The following is a 16,990-nucleotide window of genomic DNA, read 5'->3' as shown; positions in this document are numbered from 1 at the left end:
TTGTGCGGCAGAGCGGCGCCTGTTCGGACCGCCCGCCATGCACATAAATATGCGGTACAGAATGCCCACCCCGGAGGCCCCGCCCCCGGCCCACCTATGAAACCGGGCGAGACCCGCACCAACCGTCCCGGGGCGCCGGGCGGGCGGGCGGGAAAAGAACCCCAACCGCAACCACAAACGACCCGCACCCCGACAACCGGCTACCCGGCGGAGCCCAGCGCCGCGAACTGCCCCGCCAGCCCGTCCACAAGCGCACGCAGCCCCGTCTCGAACGCACCCTCGTCCACCTCCTGCTGCCGGTCCGCGAGGAGGTGCGCCTGCCCGAGGTGCGGATAGTCCGCCGGGTCGTACGCCGAGGGGTCGTCGACGAATCCCCGCGCGAAGGAGCCCAGGGCGGACCCGGCCACGAAGTACCGCATGAGCGCGCCCACGCGGGTGGCGTGGGCCGGGGGCCAGCCGGCCGCGGTCATGCCGCCGAAGACCGCGTCGGCCATGCGCAGGCCGGCCGGGCGGCGGCCCGGGCCCTGGGCGAGGAACGGGACGATGTGCGGGTGGGCCGCAAGCGCGGCGCGGTAGGAGCGGGCCCAGGCGACGAGGGCGTCCCGCCAGTCGCGGCCGTCGTCGAACATGGAGAGGTCGACCTCGCCGACGACCGCGTCGGCGACGGCGTCGAGGATGTCGTCCTTGGTCGTGAAGTGGTTGTAGAGGCTCGGCCCGCTGACGCCGAGCTCCGCCGCGAGGCGACGCGTGGAGACGGCCTGCAGTCCCTCCCCGTCCACGAGCGCGAGCGCCGTGGCGACGATGCGTTCGCGGCTGAGCAGGGGCTTGCGGGGGCGGGCCATGCGGCACATAGTAGAGGCTGCCCGCAGGAAACTAGCAGTGGTAATTTAAAGCCGAACCGAGGTGCGCCGTGAATCTTGAGCTGTCCGAGGAGCAGGCCGCCGTCCGCGCGCTGGCCGCCGGGTTCACCGAGCGCGAGATCGCGCCGCACGCGGCCGCGTGGGACCGGGCCGAGGCCGTGGACCGGGGCATCGTCAAGAAGCTGGGTGCCGTGGGGTTCCTGGGGCTGACGATCCCCGAGGAGTACGGCGGCTCGGGCGGTGACCACCTGGCGTACTGCCTGGTCACCGAGGAGCTGGGGCGCGGCGACTCCTCGGTGCGCGGGATCGTCTCCGTCTCGCTCGGGCTCGTGGCGAAGTCCGTCGCCCACTGGGGCACGGAGGAGCAGAAGCGGGACTGGCTGCCCCGGCTGGCCTCCGGCGAGGCGGTGGGCTGCTTCGGGCTGACCGAGCCCGGCACCGGCTCGGACGCCGGCAACCTGACCACGCGGGCCCGGCGCGACGGCGGTGACTACGTGATCAACGGCGCCAAGATGTTCATCACCAACGGCACCTGGGCGGACGTCGTCCTGCTCTTCGCCCGCACCAACGACCTCCCCGGCCACAAGGGCGTCAGCGCCTTCCTCGTGCCCGCCGGCAGCCCCGGCCTGTCCCGGCGCGAGGTGCACGGGAAGCTGGGGCTGCGCGGCCAGGCCACGGCGGAGCTGGTGCTGGAGGACGTGCGCGTGCCGGCCTCGGCGATGCTCGGGCCCGAGGGGAAGGGCTTCTCCGTGGCGATGTCCGCCCTGGCCAAGGGCCGGATGTCGGTCGCCGCCGGGTGCGTGGGCATCGCACAGGCGGCGCTGGACGCGGCCGTGGGCTACGCCAAGGAGCGCGAGCAGTTCGGCAAGCCGATCGCCTCGCACCAGCTGGTGCAGGAGCTGCTCGCCGACATCGCCCTGGACGTGGACGCCGCCCGGTTGCTGACCTGGCGGGTCGCGGACCTGATCGACCGGGGCCGGCCCTTCGCGGCGGAGTCGTCCAAGGCGAAGCTCTTCGCCAGCGAGGCGGCGGTGCGCTGCGCCAACAACGCGTTGCAGGTCTTCGGCGGCTACGGCTACATCGACGAGTACCCGGTGGGCAAGCTGCTGCGGGACGCCCGTGTGATGACCCTCTATGAGGGGACGAGCCAGATCCAGAAGCTGCTGATCGGCCGGGAGCTGACGGGGGTCTCGGCGTTCTGACGCGATCGGCGGGCCCCGACCGACCGCTCGGTATCTAAGCGCTTGCTCAGCGCCCATGTAGGGTGTCCGCCATGGACGTGGAGGCGGAGCAGTCGGAGCGGACCGAGGCGTGGAGCGGCGTCACCCCTGATGCCGCCCGGCGGCTGGTGATCGCCGCGGTCGAGGCGTTCGCGGAGCGCGGCTACCACGCGACGACCACGCGCGACATCGCCGGCCGGGCCGGCATGAGCCCCGCGGCGCTCTACATCCATTACAAGACCAAGGAAGAGCTGCTCTACCAGATCAGCGTGGTCGGGCACCGGCTCTCCCTCGGGCTGCTCCAGGACGCCGCGAACGGCGACGGCGGCCCCGCCGACCGGCTGGCCGCGGCCGTGCGCTCGTTCGTCCGCTGGCACGCGGAGCACCACACGACGGGCCGCGTCGTGCAGTACGAGCTCGGCGCACTCGGCCCCGAGCACTACGCCGAGGTGGTGGAGCTGCGCCGGAACAGCGAGGCCGCCGTCCGCTCGGTGATCCACGACGGCGTGCGGGCCGGTGAGTTCGACGTGCCGGACGTCTCCGGGACCACCGTCGCGCTGCTGTCGCTCTGCATCGACGTGGCCCGCTGGTTCAACCCCGGCGGGCGCCGGACGCCGGACGAGATCGGCGCGCTATACGCCGATCTCGCCCTGCGCATGGTCGGGTACGCGCCCCGTCAGAGGTAGAAGCGGACGACCGTCTCCGCGACGCAGACCGGCTTGGCGCCGCCCTCCCGCTCCACGGTGATCGCCACGACGAGCTGGGCGCCGCCGGGGACCTCGCTCACCTCGGCGATCCGGCCGGTGGCCCGCAGACGGGAGCCGACCGGCACGGGGGAGGGGAAACGGACCTTGTTCACCCCGTAGTTGACGCCCATCTTCACGCCCTCGACCCGCATCAGCTGCGGGGTGAAGGACGGGATCAGCGACAGCGTCAGGTAGCCGTGCGCGATGGTGGTGCCGAAGGGGCCCAGGGCCGCCTTCGCCGGATCCACGTGGATCCACTGGTGGTCCCCGGTGGCGTCCGCGAACAGGTCGATCCGCTTCTGGTCGACCTCCAGCCAGCCGGTCGTGCCGAGGTCCTCCCCGATGGCGTCCTTCAGTTCGCCGACCGAGGTGAAGATCCTGGGCTGTGCCATGTCATGCCTCCCGTACTGTCCAAGCGCTTGCTCAGCATGGTCTCCGCGGCGGACCGCTGTCAACGCCCGGCACCCGGCGCGTATCAAGGGCCGTTCATCCGGTTTGTGACTATCTTTCATCTCCGTATGTCCCTGTTCGCGCTGGTGGAGGAGACGGAAGTGGCCGAGGCCCCCACGGAGACCAGCCCGTCCGACTGGCGCACGGTGGAGGTCCGGCACGGCGGCGGCGCCCCCTCCCAGGCGGCCGCCCGCACCGTCCTGCTGCGCCCCGCGACCTGGCCCCAGACCTGGCTCGCCCTCGCCGTCTACTGGCTCGCCAGCCGCGTCGTCATGCTGGCCCTGCTGCGCAGCGGGCAGGGCGACATCGCCCGCGAGGTGCACTTCCTCTACCGCCACTGGAGCGAGGGCTTCACGCACGGGACCTTCCCCGTCGACGACGTGACCTGGCAGTACCCGCCCGGTGCCGCGCTGGTGATGCTCGCCCCGGCGCTGCTGCCCGGGCTCAGCTACTTCCAGGGTTTCGTGCTGCTGTCGCTCGCCGCCGACGCCGTCGTCCTGCTCCTCCTCCTGCGAGCAGGGACCGGCCGGCCCGGCCGCAGCACCGCCGGCGCGTGGCTGTGGGCGCTCGCCCTGCCGCTGCTCATGCACCTGCCCTACGCGCGGTACGACCTGATGGTCACCGTCGTCGCCGTCGGCGCGCTGCTCGCGCTGCCCGCGCGGCCGCGGCTCGGCGGCGCGCTCGCCGGGCTCGCCGCGCTGATCAAGCTCTGGCCCGTGCTGACGGTGCTCGGCACCCCGCGCGGCCGTACCACCCGGCAGACCTGGACCGCGCTCGCCATGTCCGCGGGCGGGCTGCTGCTGGTGCTGTGCACCGCGTTCCGCGGCGCGTTCGGCTTCCTGTCCGCCCAGCACCACCGCGGGGTCGAGATCGAGTCCCTCGGCGGCACCTTCCTGCACATCGCCGAGATGTTCGGCTGGCCGGGGCGGGTGGTCGCGCACTACGGGTCGCTGGAGTTCACCGGACCCTACGTCGCCGAGATCACCTCCGCCTCCCTGCTGCTCACCGGGACCTCCCTGCTGTGGCTGCTCATGTGGCGCATGAGGGCGTCCCGTTGGACCCCTGCCACGCCGTACGACGCCGCGCTGGCCGCCGTGCTCCTCTTCACCGTCACCAGCCGCGTCATCAGCCCCCAGTACCTGGTCTGGCTGATCGGCCTCGGCGCGGTCTGCCTGACCATGCGGCAGACCACCCAACGGCCGGTCGCCGCGCTGGTGCTGCTCGCCACCGCCGTCACCACGGTCGACTACCCGCTCTTCTTCGCGGACGTCACGGCCGCCACCTGGCAGGGCGCCGCCATCGTCGCCGTCCGCAACGCACTGCTGGTGGCCGCCGCGCTCGTCTCCTGCTGCCGGCTGTGGCGCACGAGCGTCCCGCGCCGCAAGTAGAGTCGGGACGTGGCGAGGATCCCCGGCGAGCACCGCGAACTGACCGTCGGCCAGCTGAGCGGGCGCAGCGGCGCCGCCGTCTCCGCGCTGCGCTACTACGAGGCCCAGGGCCTGATCCGCAGCCGCCGCACCGCCGGCAACCAGCGCCGCTACACCCGCGACACGCTGCGCCGGGTCGCCTTCATCCGGGCCTCCCAGCGGGTCGGCATGCCGCTCGCCGCGATCCGCGAGGCACTGGACGGCCTGCCCGAGGGCCGCACCCCGGACCGGGCCGACTGGGCCCTGCTCTCCGCGGGCTGGCGCGCCGAACTCGACGCCCGCATCGACCGGCTCACCGCGCTGCGCGACAACCTCGACGACTGCATCGGCTGCGGCTGCCTCTCCCTGGACCGCTGCGCGCTGTCCAACCCCGGTGACGCGCTCGGCGACCAGGGTCCCGGCGCGCGGCGGCTGCTCGGCACGGAGCCGCCGCGCCCCGCTCCCGCTACCAGATCGCGGGCCTGCGGCCGGCCCACGGACGGGCCGACTCCAGCTGCGCCGACAGCGAGATGAGCGTCGCCTCGTCCCCGTAGCGGCCGCCGAACATCACACCGATCGGCAGCCCCTCCTCCGTCCAGTGCAGCGGCACGCTCACGGCCGGCTGGCCGGTGGCGTTGAAGATCGGCGTGAACGGCGTGTAGCCGGCCAGTCCCGCGAACTCCGCGGCCGGGTCCGTGTCGTTCCGCAGGCCCGCGCTCCCCACGAACGCCGGGGGCTGGGCCAGCGTCGGGGTCAGCACCAGGTCGTACGAGGACAGCAGCGCGTCGGCGACCAGCTGCCCCAGCGCCCGGAACGCGTACAGCGACGCCGCGAAGTCCGGGCCGCCCACCTTGCCGCCCTCGGCGCGCAGGTGCCGCGTGAGCGGCATCAGCAGCTCCTCCTGCTCCGGCGCCACCGGGTAGACGGTGGCCATCACGCCCCACACCCGGGTGAAGGCGTCCAGGATCGCGCCGTCGACCGGCAGTTCGACCTCGTCCACCTGGTGACCCAGCCCGCGCAGCAGTTCGGCGGCGCCGTCGTAGGCGGCACGGCAGTCCGGGTGGAGCTCGACCCCGGGCACGGGCGATTGGGGCAGGCCGACCACGCGCAGCGTCCCCGGCTCGCGGCCGGCGTACGAGGAGAAGGTCTCACCCGGCGGCAGTGAGGGCGCGCTGTACGGGTCGCCCGGCATCGGGCCCGCCAGGACGTCGAGCAGGGCCGCCGCGTCCGCGACCGTACGGGCGATCGGGCCGCTGCCGCTCAGGCCGCTCACGTCGTGCTGCACCGGGCCCGCGCTCACCCGTCCCCGGCTGGGCTTGATGCCGAACAGACCGCACACGGAGGAGGGGATGCGGATCGAACCGCCGCCGTCGCTGCCCTGCGCGAGCGGGGCGAGCCCCCCGGCGACCGCGGCCGCCGCGCCGCCGCTGGAGCCGCCGGCGGACCGCTCCAGGTCCCACGGGGTGCGCGCGGGCGGGGCGAGCCGGTTCTCGGTGTAGCAGGGCAGCCCGAACTCCGGGGTGTTGGTCTTGCCCAGCAGCACCGTGCCGGCCGCGCGCAGCCTGGCGGCGACGTGGTCGTCGACGTCCGGCACATGGTCGGCGTACGCCTGCGAGCCCAGGGTGCAGCGCACGCCGGCCACGAAATTGAGGTCCTTCACGGGGACCGGGACGCCGTGCAGCGGCGACAACTCGCCCTGCCGGTCGCCGCGGCGCGCCGCGAGCGCCTCCGACTCGGCGTCGGCGGCCTGCTTGCGGGCGATCTCCGGGGTGACGGTGATGAACGCCCCGAGGGTGCCGTTGTGCCGGTCGACGCGGTCCAGATAGTGCTCGGCGAGTTCCGTCGGGGAGATCTCCCCGGCCCGGATCGCCTTCCCCTGCTCCAGCGCCGTCAGATCGTGCAACTCCGCCATGTGCCGGTCCCGTCCCCTCCGTGCGAGGTGCGTTCCTGGGGTGGCATCGTCGCACCGCGCCCCCGGGGTTGTCAGTCCCCGGGGTTGTGGGTGCCCGGGGTTGTGGGTCCCCGGGGTTGTGGTTGCGGCCGGTTGTTCGGGTGCGGGTCCGTTGTGGTTGCGGTTGGGGTTCTTTTCCCGCCCGCCCGCCCGTGGCCCCGGTCGGTCAGTGCGGGTCTCGCATCGTGTGCCTGGGTCGGTGGCGCGCCGGCGCACGTCCTCAGCGCTCGCGGATTCGCCGGAACATTCCGTCACCGGCATCACCGCTCGTCGCTTCCGGGCGCACCCCGCCACACCCCCTCCTGTCGTATGGGCGACTGACGCCGGAGGGGGGTGAGGAGGGCGCTCGCGGCTATCCCGGTTTGCCTTCATCACCCCCCACCGGGCGTTGGTCGCGGAACCGACGGAGGGGGTGGGGTCGTAGGGGTGGGCGTTCTGGACGCTGACGTGTATTTGTTGTGCGGCAGAGCGGTAACTATCCGGATTGCCCGCCATGCACATAAATATGCGGTACAGAATGCCCACCCCGGAGGCCCCGCCCCCGGCCCACCAACGGACCGGGCGAGACCCGCACCAACCATCCGGGTGGGGGTCCCCCCGGCCGAAGGCTGGGGGAGGGCGGGCGGCGGGGAAAAAACCCAACCGCAACCACAAACCGCGCCGCACCGTCAGGCCGTGGAGACGAGCCCACCCCGCGCCCCCACCAGCGCCGCCTCGCAGAGAACCGGCACTGGCACAACGATCCCGCACCGCCCGCACACGGGCCCCGCCCCGGGATAGTGGTTGAGGCCGTCGCGCCACCGCAGCCGCTCCTCGCCGCAGACCGGGCACCCCGTCCCCGGCCCCGCGCCGATCGCCGCGATAATGCGCCGCAGCACGTCCGCCAGCCGGTCGTCCGGGTGGACGCGGGGGTCCTCGCACCAGGCGACGCCGTTGCCGCCCCACGTGCGCCGGTGCCAGTCGTCGAGCGCACCGGGCTGCCGGATGCCGTAGAACTTCTCCTCCTTGCGGCGGGCCGCGAACTCCCGCTCGTAGGTGAGCCAGACCGCCCGCGCCTCCTCCAGTTCCGCGAGGGCCGTGACGAGCCGGACCGGGTCCGGCTCGCGGTCGTCGGGCGCGATCCCCGCGCCGCTGCACAGGTGGTCCCAGGTCGCGCGGTGCCCGTACGGCGCGAAGCGCTCGAGGCACCTGCGCAGGTAGGTGCGGCGCTGGGTGGGGGAGCGCCGGGGATCGCGCACCTGTCTGGCGAGGCTCCGGAATCCGGCCATGGTGTGCCACCTCCGTCGTCGGTGTCGCATCGCTTTCGAATGGACGTAACGGACGGCGTTCCGGATCCATCCCCGCGGCGGCGAGTTCCAGCCGGGATGGCGTAGCTGAAACGTGACGCATGTTCACCTTACTCGGCGGTCATATTTCGAAGTAACCTGCGTCACACCGCGCTTCGGGAGGAGTGGTCATGCGATCCAGGTTTGGCAGGTTCAGAACAAGAATGAGAACGACCGCCGCGGCGGCGGTGCTCGCCCTGGGCGCGAGCCTCGCCGCTCCGCTGCCCATGGCGGCGCACGCCGCCCCCGTCACCGACTACTGCCAGGGCCGGTGCTCGGACATCCTGCCGCCGGGCGAGAACGGCAACGCCACCCTCGCCGAGATCCTGCTGAACCAGATCTTCGGCACGCAGCCGGAGCACGCGGAGGACCAGCTCGGGCCGTACGCGAACCTGGCCGGCGGGTACCAGAACCTCACCGACGCCACGATCAACAACTTCTTCAACGACGCCTCCTTCGGCGTCCCGGCCGGCCAGGTCGCCTCGACGACCTCCCCGCGCAGCGACGTGACGATCACCCGCGACAAGAAGACGGGGGTGCCGCACATCTCCGGCACGACCCGGTACGGGACGGAGTTCGGCGCCGGGTACGCCGCGGCGCAGGACCGGCTGTGGCTGATGGACCTGTTCCGGCACGTGGGACGTGGCCAGTTGACCTCGTTCGCCGGCGGCGCCCCCGCCAACCAGGGCCTGGAGCAGGAGTTCTGGCGCGCCGCGCCGTACACCGAGGAGGACCTGCAGGCCCAGATCGACTGGATCGCCACGCAGAACGGGGAGCGCGGCCGGCAGGCGCTGGCCGACGTCAACGCCTACGTCGACGGGATCAACGCCTACATCGCGGCCTCCGACAGCGGCCGCTACTTCCCCGGTGAGTACGTGCTGACCGGACACAAGGACGCCATCACCAACGCCGGCACCATCGAGAGGTTCAAGTCCACCGACCTGATCGCCCTGGCCTCCGTGATCGGCGCGCTGTTCGGCACCGGAGGCGGCGGAGAGGTGACCAACGCACTGTCCCTGCTGGCCGCCCAGCAGAAGTACGGGGTCTCCGAGGGCACCAGGGTCTGGGAGTCCTTCCGCGAGCGCAACGACCCCGAGGCGGTCCTGACCGTCCATGACGGCCGGAGCTTCCCCTACGCCGTCCGGCCGGAGAACCCGCAGGGCAGGGCGCTGCCCGACGCCGGGAGCGTGACGACGGAACCGCTGGTCTACGACCGCACCGGCAGCGCGGGCAGCGCCAAGGCGTCCGCGGCCTCGAAGAGCGCCACCACCACCGCGCTCTCCGCGAACACCCGGGGCATGTCCAACGCGCTGCTGGTGAGCGGCGCGCACACCGCGAGCGGCCACCCGATCGCCGTCTTCGGCCCGCAGACCGGCTATTTCGCGCCACAGCTGCTGATGCTCCAGGAGATCCAGGGCCCCGGCATCAGCGCCCGAGGCGCGTCCTTCGCGGGGCTGAGCATGTACGTGGAGCTGGGCCGCGGCCAGGACTACGCGTGGAGCGCGACGACCTCGGCCCAGGACATCACCGACACCTACACCGTCGAGCTCTGCCAGGACGACGTCCACTACCTCTACCGCGGCACCTGCACGGCCATGGAGAAGCTGGAGCGCAGCAACTCCTGGAAGCCCACCACCGCCGACGGCACCGCTGCCGGCTCCTACCGGATGCAGATCTACCGCACCAAGTACGGCCCGGTGACGCACCGCGCCACGATCGGCGGCAAGAAGGTCGCCTACGTGTCGCTGCGCAGCTCCTACATGCACGAGGCGGACTCGGTCGTCGGCTTCCAGATGCTCAACGACCCGGCCGCCGTCACCGACGCGGCCTCCTTCCAGCAGGCCGTCCAGCACATCAACTACACCTTCAACTGGTTCTACGCCGACTCCCGGCAGGCCGCCTACTTCAACAGCGGCGCAAACCCGGTGCGGGCCGCCGACGTCGACCCGACCTTCCCGGTGCTGGCCGAGCCCGCGTACGAGTGGAGCGGCTTCGATCCCGCGCACAACACCGCGGACTACACGCCCGCCTCGGAGCACCCCCAGTCCGTCGGCCAGGACTACTACGTCTCCTGGAACAACCGCCAGGCCAAGGACTACGACGCGGCCGGGTTCGGCAACGGCTCGGTGCACCGCGGCAACCTCCTGGACGACCGGGTGAAGAAGCTCGTCGCGGCGGGCGGCGTCACCCGGGCCCAGCTGACCAAGGCGATGGCCGACGCGGCGCTGACCGACCTGCGCGGCGAGGACGTGCTGCCCGACCTGCTCAAGGTGCTGCGCAGCGGCGCGGTCTCCGACCCCGCGGTGTCCGCGGCCGTCACCAAGCTCTCCGACTGGGTGGCCGCCGGTGCCAAGCGCCGGGAGACCTCGCCTGGTTCGCACGCCTACGCCAACGCGGACGCGGTACGGATCATGGACGCGTGGTGGCCGCTGCTGGTCAAGGCCCAGTTCGAACCGGGCCTGGGCAGCGAGCTGTACGCGGCGCTGACCGCCAACCTCACCGTGGACGAGGCGCCCTCGGCCGGGCACGGCCCGACCGGCTCGCACGCCGGCAGTTCCTTCCAGTACGGCTGGTGGTCCTACGTCGACAAGGACGTACGGGCGGTGCTCGGCGAACCCGTGCAGGGCGGCCTGGCCCGTACGTACTGCGGCGGCGGCGACCTCGCGGCCTGCCGGGACGTGCTCAGCGGCACCCTCAAGCAGGCCGCCGCGAGGACCGCCGCCCAGGTGTACCCGGGTGACGAGAACTGCTCGGCAGGCGACCAGTGGTGCGCCGACACGATCATCCACCGCACCCTCGGCGGCATCAAGCACGGCAAGATCAGCTGGCAGAACCGCCCGACCTACCAGCAGGTCGTGGAGTTCCCCGCGCACCGCTGACCCGTCGTGCACGGCCCGCGCGGGCCGGCGCCCGGCCCACGGCCTCAGGCCAGGAGCCGGCCCGCGCGCAACACGATCCGCGCCAGTTCGGGGTGGCAGATGTCGCTGTGCGCCCCGGAGGGTGCACCGCCGCGGCACACCACGGCCGAGGCGTCCACGCTCACGCAGCCGGCCTGCGGGAAGACGCCACGCAGCGCCTCGGCAAGCGGCATGTCCATGGTGTCGGCGACCGCCTTGATGCCGTCGTGGCCCGTCGCGCCCCAGCGGCCGCCCGGGTCCGGCCCAAACCCGCGGTCGTCGCCCGCCAGCCGGGAGGCGATCGGGTACATCGTGCCGAGCGCCGTGTCGTGGCGCGAGTAGCAGGACACCACCGGGCCCGCCACCTTGAGCCGGGCGGTGCCCAGCGCGCCGCCGTGCGCTCCGTCGTGGGGCAGCCGGGACGCGAAGGCGTAGTGCGAGAAGGCGCCCTGGAGCAGGGTCACCGACTTCACGGCGCGCACCCCGTCGGGCAGCCCGCGCAGCGCGTAGGAGACCAGCCGGCCGCCGAAGCTGTGCCCGACCAGGTGGACGGAGACCGAGGGGTGGGTACGGGCGAGCCGGCCGAGGAGCGGGCCGAGTCCCCGCTCGCCCACCGTCCCGGCCCGCCGTTTCATCGCGTAGTACGTCGCCTGGCGCAGCATCTCCTTGCCGCCGTTCCACAGCCTCGTCCAGCCGCCGCCCGCCAGCGGCAGCCCGGCGCCGCCGTCCAGGGCCGCCGCGTACTCCTCGCACGCGGCCACGGGGTCGCCGCACAGGACGGCCGGTTCCGCCCCCGGTGCCGTGTCGGAGGTGTCGTCCGCGCACAGCCCGGCCACGGCCTCCGGCGGTACCCCGGTCAGCCGCCGCACCAGGGCGGCGAACTCCGCGAACGGCTCCTCGCCGTCCGGGCGTTCCTCCAGCAGCTCGGCGATCCGGCGGATGTCCTCCTCGTGCCCGGGGAAGACCGCCACGAGCGCGTCACGGCTGGGCGCGTCGAGCGCCGGCTCCGGCCGCAGCGGCTCAGGGCCCGGCAGGAGGGCCTCGAAGTCCGGGATCGGCTCGTCCGAGAAGCGCATGGAGGGCCACAGCACGCCCACGTAGCCCACGACCGTGCCGGGCCGGGCGCGGCCGGCGAGCAGCCCGGGGACGGGGGCGAGGAAGCGGTCGTACAGGGCGGTCGCGCCGGAGCGGTCGCTGTTCCAGCCGTGCGAGAAGACCAGCAGGTCGGTGACGCCCTTGGCACCGACGCCCGCGGTGAGCCGGTCGCGCTGCGCCCGGTCGGGGTCGCCGTCCGCGTCGAAGGTCAGCTCCCAGTACGGTTCCACACTCATCCCCGGCATGACCGTCCCCCTGGCTCGCCCGGACCGATGCGGTCGCATCATCCCAATCCGGCGCGGGTGCGGCCATACACCGCGCGGGGGGAATTCCGGCACCTCCCCGGCGTGCCCTTCCCAAGCCCTGACCAACCGCTTAGTATGCTGATCGGAGCCGTTACGAGTCCGAAGGAGACGCGATGGAAGCGCTGCGCGATGCCCGGGTGGTCGTCACCGGTGCCGGAGGCGGGATCGGGGCGGCGCTGGCCCGGAGATTCGCCGCGGCGGGCGCGCGCGTCGTCGTCAACGACCTGGACGAGGACTCCGCCAAGACCGTCGCGGACGAGATCGGCGGCATCTGCGTCCCCGGCGACGCCTCGCTGGTCGTCGAGCAGGCCCGCACGGCGCTCGGCGGAGGCGTCGACGTGTTCTGCGCCAACGCCGGCACCGGCAGCATGGCCGGGGCCGAGGCCGACGACGCCGTCTGGGAACGGGTCTGGGACGTCAACGTCATGGCCCACGTGCGGGCCGCCCGCGCGCTGCTTCCGGAGTGGCTGGAGCGCGGCGAGGGCCGCTTCGTCGCCACCGTCTCCGCCGCCGGGCTGCTGACGATGGTCGGCGACGCCCCCTACTCGGTCACCAAGCACGGCGCCCTGGCCTTCGCCGAGTGGCTCGCCGTCACCTACCGCCACCGCGGCGTCCGCGTCCACGCCGTCTGCCCCGAGGGCGTGCGCACCGACATGCTGCGCGCGGCGGGGCCCGCGGGCGACCTCGTGCTCGCGCCCACGGCCATCGAGCCGGAGGACGTCGCCGAGGCCGTGCTCCAGGGCATCGCCGACGAACGCTTCCTGATCCTGCCGCACTCCGGGACGGGCGCCTACTACACCGCCCGCGCGGGGGACACCGACCGCTGGATCGACGGGATGAACCGGGTGCAGCGGAAGCTGGAGGAAGGGTCCGGCGCGTGAGCCCGTACGAGAGCAAGCCCTGGCTGCGGCACTTCGACGAGGAACTGCACACCCTCCCCGACCCGCCGGTCACCCTGCTGCACGCCTTCCGCGAGGTCGTCGCCCGCGTCCCCGGCCGCACCGCGCTGGCGTACTTCGACGGCCGCCTGAGCTACCGCGAGCTCGACGGGCTGTCGGACGGGCTCGCCCGCCACCTCGCCGCCCGCGGCTTCGCGCGCGGCGACCGGCTGGCCGTCGTCCTGCAGAACGTGCCGCAGTTCGCGGTCGCGCTGCTCGGCGCCTGGAAGGCCGGCGGCACCGTCGTGCCGGTCAACCCCATGTACAAGGAGCGCGAACTCGCCCACGTGCTGGCGGACGCCGGGGTCACCGCCCTGGTCTGCTCCGACCGGGCCTGGGAGACGTACATCCGCCGGACGGCGGCGGAATCGCCGGTGCGGATCCCGCTGACGACCAGTGAACTCGACCTGCAGACCAGGAACGACGAACGCGTCCTGCCCCAGCGGCGCACACAACCCGGGGACACGGACGACCTGCTGGCCGCGGCGCGGACGGGCGCGGCCGGTCCGGCGCTGCCCGACCCCGGCCTGACCGGCGCCGACATCGCGCTGATCAGCTACACCTCGGGCACCAGCGGCGTCCCCAAGGGCGCGATGAACACCCACGGCAACATCAGCTACAACGCCGACCGGCAGCGGGCGCACAGCGTCCTCCCCGACGGCGCCACGCTCTTCGCGCTCGCCCCGCTGTTCCACATCACCGGCATGGTCTGCCAGCTGGCCGCCGGCCTCGCCGCGGGCTCCACCGTGGCGCTCGCCTACCGCTTCGAGGCCGGCGTCGTCCTCGACGCGCTGCGCGAGCACCGCCCGGCGTACATGGTCGGCCCCTCCACCGCCTACATGGCGCTCATGGCCCGGCCCGACGCCACCGCCGAGGACTTCTCCTCCTTCCACCTGCTCTACTCCGGCGGCGCGCCCGTGCCGCCCGCGCTGGTCACCGCCTTCCGCGAGCGCTTCGGCCACTACCTGCGCAACGGCTACGGCCTCACCGAGTGCACCGCGCCCTGCGCCAGCGTTCCCGCCGGCCTCGAGGCCCCGGTCGACCCGGTCTCCGGGACGCTCTCGGTCGGCGTCCCCGGCCCCGGGACGATGGTGCGGATCGTGGACGACAAGGGCGCCGACGTGCCCTTCGGCGAGCACGGCGAGATCGCCGTCCGCGGGCCGATGGTGGTGCCCGGCTACTGGAACCGGCCCGAGGCCTCGCGGGAGGCCCTGCCCGGTGGCGAGCTGCGCACGGGCGACATCGGCTTCATGGACGAGGAGGGCTGGCTCTACGTCGTCGACCGCAAGAAGGACATGATCAACGCCTCGGGCTTCAAGGTGTGGCCGCGCGAGGTCGAGGACGTCCTCTACACCCACCCCGCCGTGCGCGAGGCGGCCGTGGTCGGGATCCCCGACGCCTACCGCGGCGAGTCGGTGAAGGCCTACGTCAGCCTCCGGCCTGGGGCCGCGGCGGACCCGGCGGAGCTGATCGGGCACTGCAGGGAACGCCTCGCGGCGTACAAGTACCCGCGCGAGATCGAGGTCCTGCCCGAGCTGCCGAAGACGTCCAGCGGCAAGATCCTGCGCAGGGAGCTGCGCGCACGGGGGGATTGAGTCACATACCGGTCGGTATGCTGTCCGGGCGCACCGGTACGGAGAGAGGGCAGGCCATGGCACGGAGCACCACCCCACCCAAGGCGACCGCGACCGCGGTACCGCAGAGGCTGCTCGCCGAGGCCACCCGCCTCTTCGCCGAGCGCGGATACGACCGGACGTCGGTGCAGGAGATCGTCGAGGCCGCCGGGGTCACCAAGGGCGCGCTCTACCACTACTTCGGCAGCAAGGACGACCTGCTGCACGAGATCTACGGGCGCGTGCTGCGGCTGCAGATGGAGCGCCTGGAGGCGATCGCCGGAAAGGAGACGGCGCCGGTGGCGGAGCGCCTGGTCGAGGCCGCCGCCGACGTCGTCGTCACCAGCATCGACAACCTCGACGACACCAAGATCTTCTTCCGGTCGATGCACCAGCTCAGCCCGGAGAAGCAGAAGGCGGTGCGGGCCGACCGCCGCCGCTACCACGAGAAGTTCCGCGCACTGGTCGAGGAGGGGCAGCGCGAGGGCGTGTTCCGGCCGGAGGTCCGGCCCGACCTCGTCGTCGACTTCTTCTTCGGGGCCGTGCACCACCTCGGCACCTGGTACCGGGAGGACGGGCCGCTGTCCGCCGGCCAGGTCGCCGCCGACTTCGCAGACATGCTGCTGCACTCCGTGCGGCAGCCCTGAACCGAACCGGGAGCAGACCGCATGAAGGCATGGCGAGTGCACGAGAACGGGGAACCGCGGGCGGCGATGCGCCTGGACGAGGTCCCCGACCCGCAGCCGGGCCCCGGTGAACTGCTCCTGAAGGTCCGCGCCGCGAACGTCAACTTCCCCGACGCGCTGCTGTGCCGGGGGCACTACCAGGTGCGGCCGCCGCTGCCGTTCACCCCGGGCGTCGAGTTCTGCGGCGAGGTCGTCGCGGCCGGGGAGGGGGCCGGCGGACACTCGGCCGGCGACCGGGTCATCGCCCCGGCCGCACTGCCCGGCGGCGCGTTCGCCGAACTCGCCGTGGTCCCCGCCGTGAGCGTGCTTCCCGCGCCTCCCGCGCTGGACGACGCCGAGGCCGCCGCCCTCCACATCGGTTACCAGACCGGCTGGTTCGGGCTGCACCGCCGGGCGGGGCTCCGCGAGGGCGAGACCCTGCTCGTGCACGCGGCGGCGGGCGGCGTCGGCAGCGCCGCCGTCCAGCTGGGCAAGGCGGCGGGCGCCACGGTCATCGGCGTGGTCGGCGGGCCCGACAAGGCGAAGACGGCGCGGGAGCTGGGCGCCGACGTCGTCGTCGACCGGACCCGCGAGGACTTCGTGGCCGTCGTCAAGGAGGCCACCGGCGGACGCGGCGCCGACGTCGTCTACGACCCGGTGGGCGGCGACGCCTACACCCGGTCCACCAAGTGCATAGCCTTCGAGGGCCGCATCCTGGTGGTGGGCTTCACCAGCGGCACGATCCCCAGCCCCGGCCTCAACCACGCCCTGGTCAAGAACTACTCCGTCGTCGGCCTGCACTGGGGCCTGTACAACACCCACGACCCCGCCGCCGTACGCCACTGCCACGAGGAGCTCACCCGCCTCGCCGCGGAGGGCGCGATCAAACCCCTCGTCAGCGAGCGCGTCCCCCTTGCGGGCGCCGCCGACGCCGTCCAGCGGGTCGCCGACGGCACGACGACCGGCCGCCTGGTGGTCCTGCCCCGCTGACCGCTGACCGCTGACCGCTGACCGCGGCCCGGGGGCCGGCTCCACGCGGTGGCACGGTTGCCGCCGGCGGCAGCCGCGGTCCCGCTCGCGGGAGCGGTCGTCGAGGGGGCCGATACCGGGTGCCTGCGGCCTGCGTGCCGGTCATCCGGTGCGGGACCCCGCCCGCGGACCGGCCTCGCCGAGTGTTGCGGCCGGGTGCCCCGGCAGCCGTCACGCCCGGGTTCTCGGCCCGCAACACCCGGCGCCTGCGGCCGATGCCGCTCACCCGGCCACGCGCCCGGCGCCGGCGGACGCGACGCCGGGCTCCCCGCAGCGGAGGGTGACGTCCCCGGACTGCTGCGGTCGCACCGCCGCTCCGAACCCGCGGCGGGCACCGCCTGGTCGGTGCGTTCCCCGCGGCCGAGCGGACGCGCACGCGCCGCGCGGGAGTTGCGGCAGGCCCGCACCGGGCCCGCACCCGGCGCGCGCCGCGGGGGGGGCCCCCCGCCCCGGGGGGGAGGGGGCCCGGCGGCGCCGGCCCGGGGGGCGG

14 protein-coding genes are annotated in these 16,990 nt (G+C 73.5%); 9 read left to right on the top strand and 5 right to left on the bottom strand.

The window, feature by feature from the left end:
- Positions 1-200 precede the first annotated feature (200 nt).
- Positions 201-842: a TetR/AcrR family transcriptional regulator gene (locus tag ACFW3D_RS34905; RefSeq protein ID WP_500511348.1), complete on the bottom strand. Its 642-nt coding sequence runs from the start codon at positions 840-842 to the stop codon at positions 201-203.
- Between the two features lie 68 nt (positions 843-910).
- Between ACFW3D_RS34905 and ACFW3D_RS34900 the strand changes: the two genes are divergently transcribed.
- Together ACFW3D_RS34900 and ACFW3D_RS34895 are read left to right on the top strand one after the other, a co-directional pair.
- Positions 911-2,062: an acyl-CoA dehydrogenase family protein gene (locus ACFW3D_RS34900; protein ID WP_500511346.1), complete on the top strand. Its 1,152-nt coding sequence runs from the start codon at positions 911-913 to the stop codon at positions 2,060-2,062.
- Positions 2,063-2,133: 71 nt separating this feature from the next.
- A complete protein-coding gene (locus tag ACFW3D_RS34895) occupies positions 2,134-2,766 on the top strand; it encodes a TetR/AcrR family transcriptional regulator (RefSeq protein WP_500511344.1) in 633 nt (210 codons plus the stop codon).
- On the opposite strand, the gene ACFW3D_RS34890 is transcribed toward ACFW3D_RS34895, so the two are convergent.
- On the bottom strand, positions 2,757-3,218 hold the full coding sequence (locus ACFW3D_RS34890; RefSeq protein ID WP_500511342.1) for a MaoC family dehydratase: 462 nt from the start codon (positions 3,216-3,218) through the stop codon (positions 2,757-2,759). The two genes, ACFW3D_RS34895 and ACFW3D_RS34890, sit on opposite strands and share 10 nt — an antisense overlap.
- A gap of 126 nt (positions 3,219-3,344) precedes the next feature.
- Between ACFW3D_RS34890 and ACFW3D_RS34885 the strand changes: the two genes are divergently transcribed.
- Together ACFW3D_RS34885 and soxR are read left to right on the top strand one after the other, a co-directional pair.
- Positions 3,345-4,664 carry a glycosyltransferase 87 family protein gene (locus ACFW3D_RS34885; RefSeq protein ID WP_500511340.1) on the top strand — a complete coding sequence of 440 codons (1,320 nt, stop codon included), beginning with the start codon at positions 3,345-3,347 and terminating at the stop codon, positions 4,662-4,664.
- Between the two features lie 9 nt (positions 4,665-4,673).
- On the top strand, positions 4,674-5,216 hold the full coding sequence (soxR, locus tag ACFW3D_RS34880) for a redox-sensitive transcriptional activator SoxR (protein WP_500511338.1): 543 nt from the start codon (positions 4,674-4,676) through the stop codon (positions 5,214-5,216).
- Here soxR and ACFW3D_RS34875 read toward each other — a convergent pair.
- Both ACFW3D_RS34875 and ACFW3D_RS34870 read right to left on the bottom strand, forming a co-directional pair.
- Positions 5,149-6,594 carry an amidase gene (locus tag ACFW3D_RS34875; RefSeq protein WP_500511336.1) on the bottom strand — a complete coding sequence of 482 codons (1,446 nt, stop codon included), beginning with the start codon at positions 6,592-6,594 and terminating at the stop codon, positions 5,149-5,151. The genes soxR and ACFW3D_RS34875 overlap by 68 nt on opposite strands.
- A gap of 707 nt (positions 6,595-7,301) precedes the next feature.
- Positions 7,302-7,901, bottom strand: a complete 600-nt coding sequence (locus ACFW3D_RS34870) for a hypothetical protein (RefSeq protein ID WP_500511334.1) — start codon at positions 7,899-7,901, stop codon at positions 7,302-7,304.
- A gap of 221 nt (positions 7,902-8,122) precedes the next feature.
- Between ACFW3D_RS34870 and ACFW3D_RS34865 the strand changes: the two genes are divergently transcribed.
- Complete coding sequence (locus ACFW3D_RS34865) at positions 8,123-10,837, top strand: penicillin acylase family protein (RefSeq protein ID WP_500511332.1); 2,715 nt, start codon at positions 8,123-8,125, stop codon at positions 10,835-10,837.
- A gap of 44 nt (positions 10,838-10,881) precedes the next feature.
- On the opposite strand, the gene ACFW3D_RS34860 is transcribed toward ACFW3D_RS34865, so the two are convergent.
- Positions 10,882-12,186, bottom strand: a complete 1,305-nt coding sequence (locus tag ACFW3D_RS34860) for a serine-threonine protein kinase (RefSeq protein WP_500511330.1) — start codon at positions 12,184-12,186, stop codon at positions 10,882-10,884.
- A 182-nt stretch (positions 12,187-12,368) separates the two neighbouring features.
- Between ACFW3D_RS34860 and ACFW3D_RS34855 the strand changes: the two genes are divergently transcribed.
- From ACFW3D_RS34855 to ACFW3D_RS34840, 4 genes are read left to right on the top strand one after another with little or no spacing between them, the layout of a single operon-like run.
- Positions 12,369-13,136, top strand: a complete 768-nt coding sequence (locus tag ACFW3D_RS34855) for an SDR family oxidoreductase (RefSeq protein WP_500511328.1) — start codon at positions 12,369-12,371, stop codon at positions 13,134-13,136.
- The gene (locus ACFW3D_RS34850; RefSeq protein WP_500511326.1) at positions 13,133-14,788 is read left to right on the top strand and encodes a long-chain-fatty-acid--CoA ligase; all 1,656 of its coding nucleotides are present in this window, start codon (positions 13,133-13,135) and stop codon (positions 14,786-14,788) included. Before ACFW3D_RS34855 ends, ACFW3D_RS34850 begins: the two co-directional genes overlap by 4 nt.
- A gap of 56 nt (positions 14,789-14,844) precedes the next feature.
- Entirely contained in the window at positions 14,845-15,453 is a 609-nt protein-coding gene (locus ACFW3D_RS34845; RefSeq protein WP_500511324.1) for a TetR/AcrR family transcriptional regulator, read from the top strand.
- Between the two features lie 21 nt (positions 15,454-15,474).
- Entirely contained in the window at positions 15,475-16,461 is a 987-nt protein-coding gene (locus ACFW3D_RS34840; RefSeq protein ID WP_500511323.1) for an NADPH:quinone oxidoreductase family protein, read from the top strand.
- The last annotated feature ends 529 nt before the right edge of the window (positions 16,462-16,990 follow it).

It is taken from the genome of Streptomyces sp. NPDC058864 (assembly GCF_042742985.1).
Taxonomy (GTDB): domain Bacteria; phylum Actinomycetota; class Actinomycetes; order Streptomycetales; family Streptomycetaceae; genus Actinacidiphila.
This window is presented reverse-complemented; position numbering and strand designations above follow the sequence as displayed.

What these genes read in the sequence shown, in the direction of transcription:
- ACFW3D_RS34905 (WP_500511348.1), bottom strand. Translation starts at nt 842, where the DNA reads ATGGCCCGCCCCCGCAAGCCCCTGCTCAGCCGCGAACGCATCGTCGCC.
- ACFW3D_RS34895 (WP_500511344.1), top strand. Translation starts at nt 2,134, where the DNA reads ATGGACGTGGAGGCGGAGCAGTCGGAGCGGACCGAGGCGTGGAGCGGC.
- ACFW3D_RS34890 (WP_500511342.1), bottom strand. Translation starts at nt 3,218, where the DNA reads ATGGCACAGCCCAGGATCTTCACCTCGGTCGGCGAACTGAAGGACGCC.
- ACFW3D_RS34885 (WP_500511340.1), top strand. Translation starts at nt 3,345, where the DNA reads ATGTCCCTGTTCGCGCTGGTGGAGGAGACGGAAGTGGCCGAGGCCCCC.
- ACFW3D_RS34875 (WP_500511336.1), bottom strand. Translation starts at nt 6,594, where the DNA reads ATGGCGGAGTTGCACGATCTGACGGCGCTGGAGCAGGGGAAGGCGATC.
- ACFW3D_RS34870 (WP_500511334.1), bottom strand. Translation starts at nt 7,901, where the DNA reads ATGGCCGGATTCCGGAGCCTCGCCAGACAGGTGCGCGATCCCCGGCGC.
- ACFW3D_RS34865 (WP_500511332.1), top strand. Translation starts at nt 8,123, where the DNA reads ATGAGAACGACCGCCGCGGCGGCGGTGCTCGCCCTGGGCGCGAGCCTC.
- ACFW3D_RS34860 (WP_500511330.1), bottom strand. Translation starts at nt 12,186, where the DNA reads ATGAGTGTGGAACCGTACTGGGAGCTGACCTTCGACGCGGACGGCGAC.
- ACFW3D_RS34855 (WP_500511328.1), top strand. Translation starts at nt 12,369, where the DNA reads ATGGAAGCGCTGCGCGATGCCCGGGTGGTCGTCACCGGTGCCGGAGGC.
- ACFW3D_RS34845 (WP_500511324.1), top strand. Translation starts at nt 14,845, where the DNA reads ATGGCACGGAGCACCACCCCACCCAAGGCGACCGCGACCGCGGTACCG.
- ACFW3D_RS34840 (WP_500511323.1), top strand. Translation starts at nt 15,475, where the DNA reads ATGAAGGCATGGCGAGTGCACGAGAACGGGGAACCGCGGGCGGCGATG.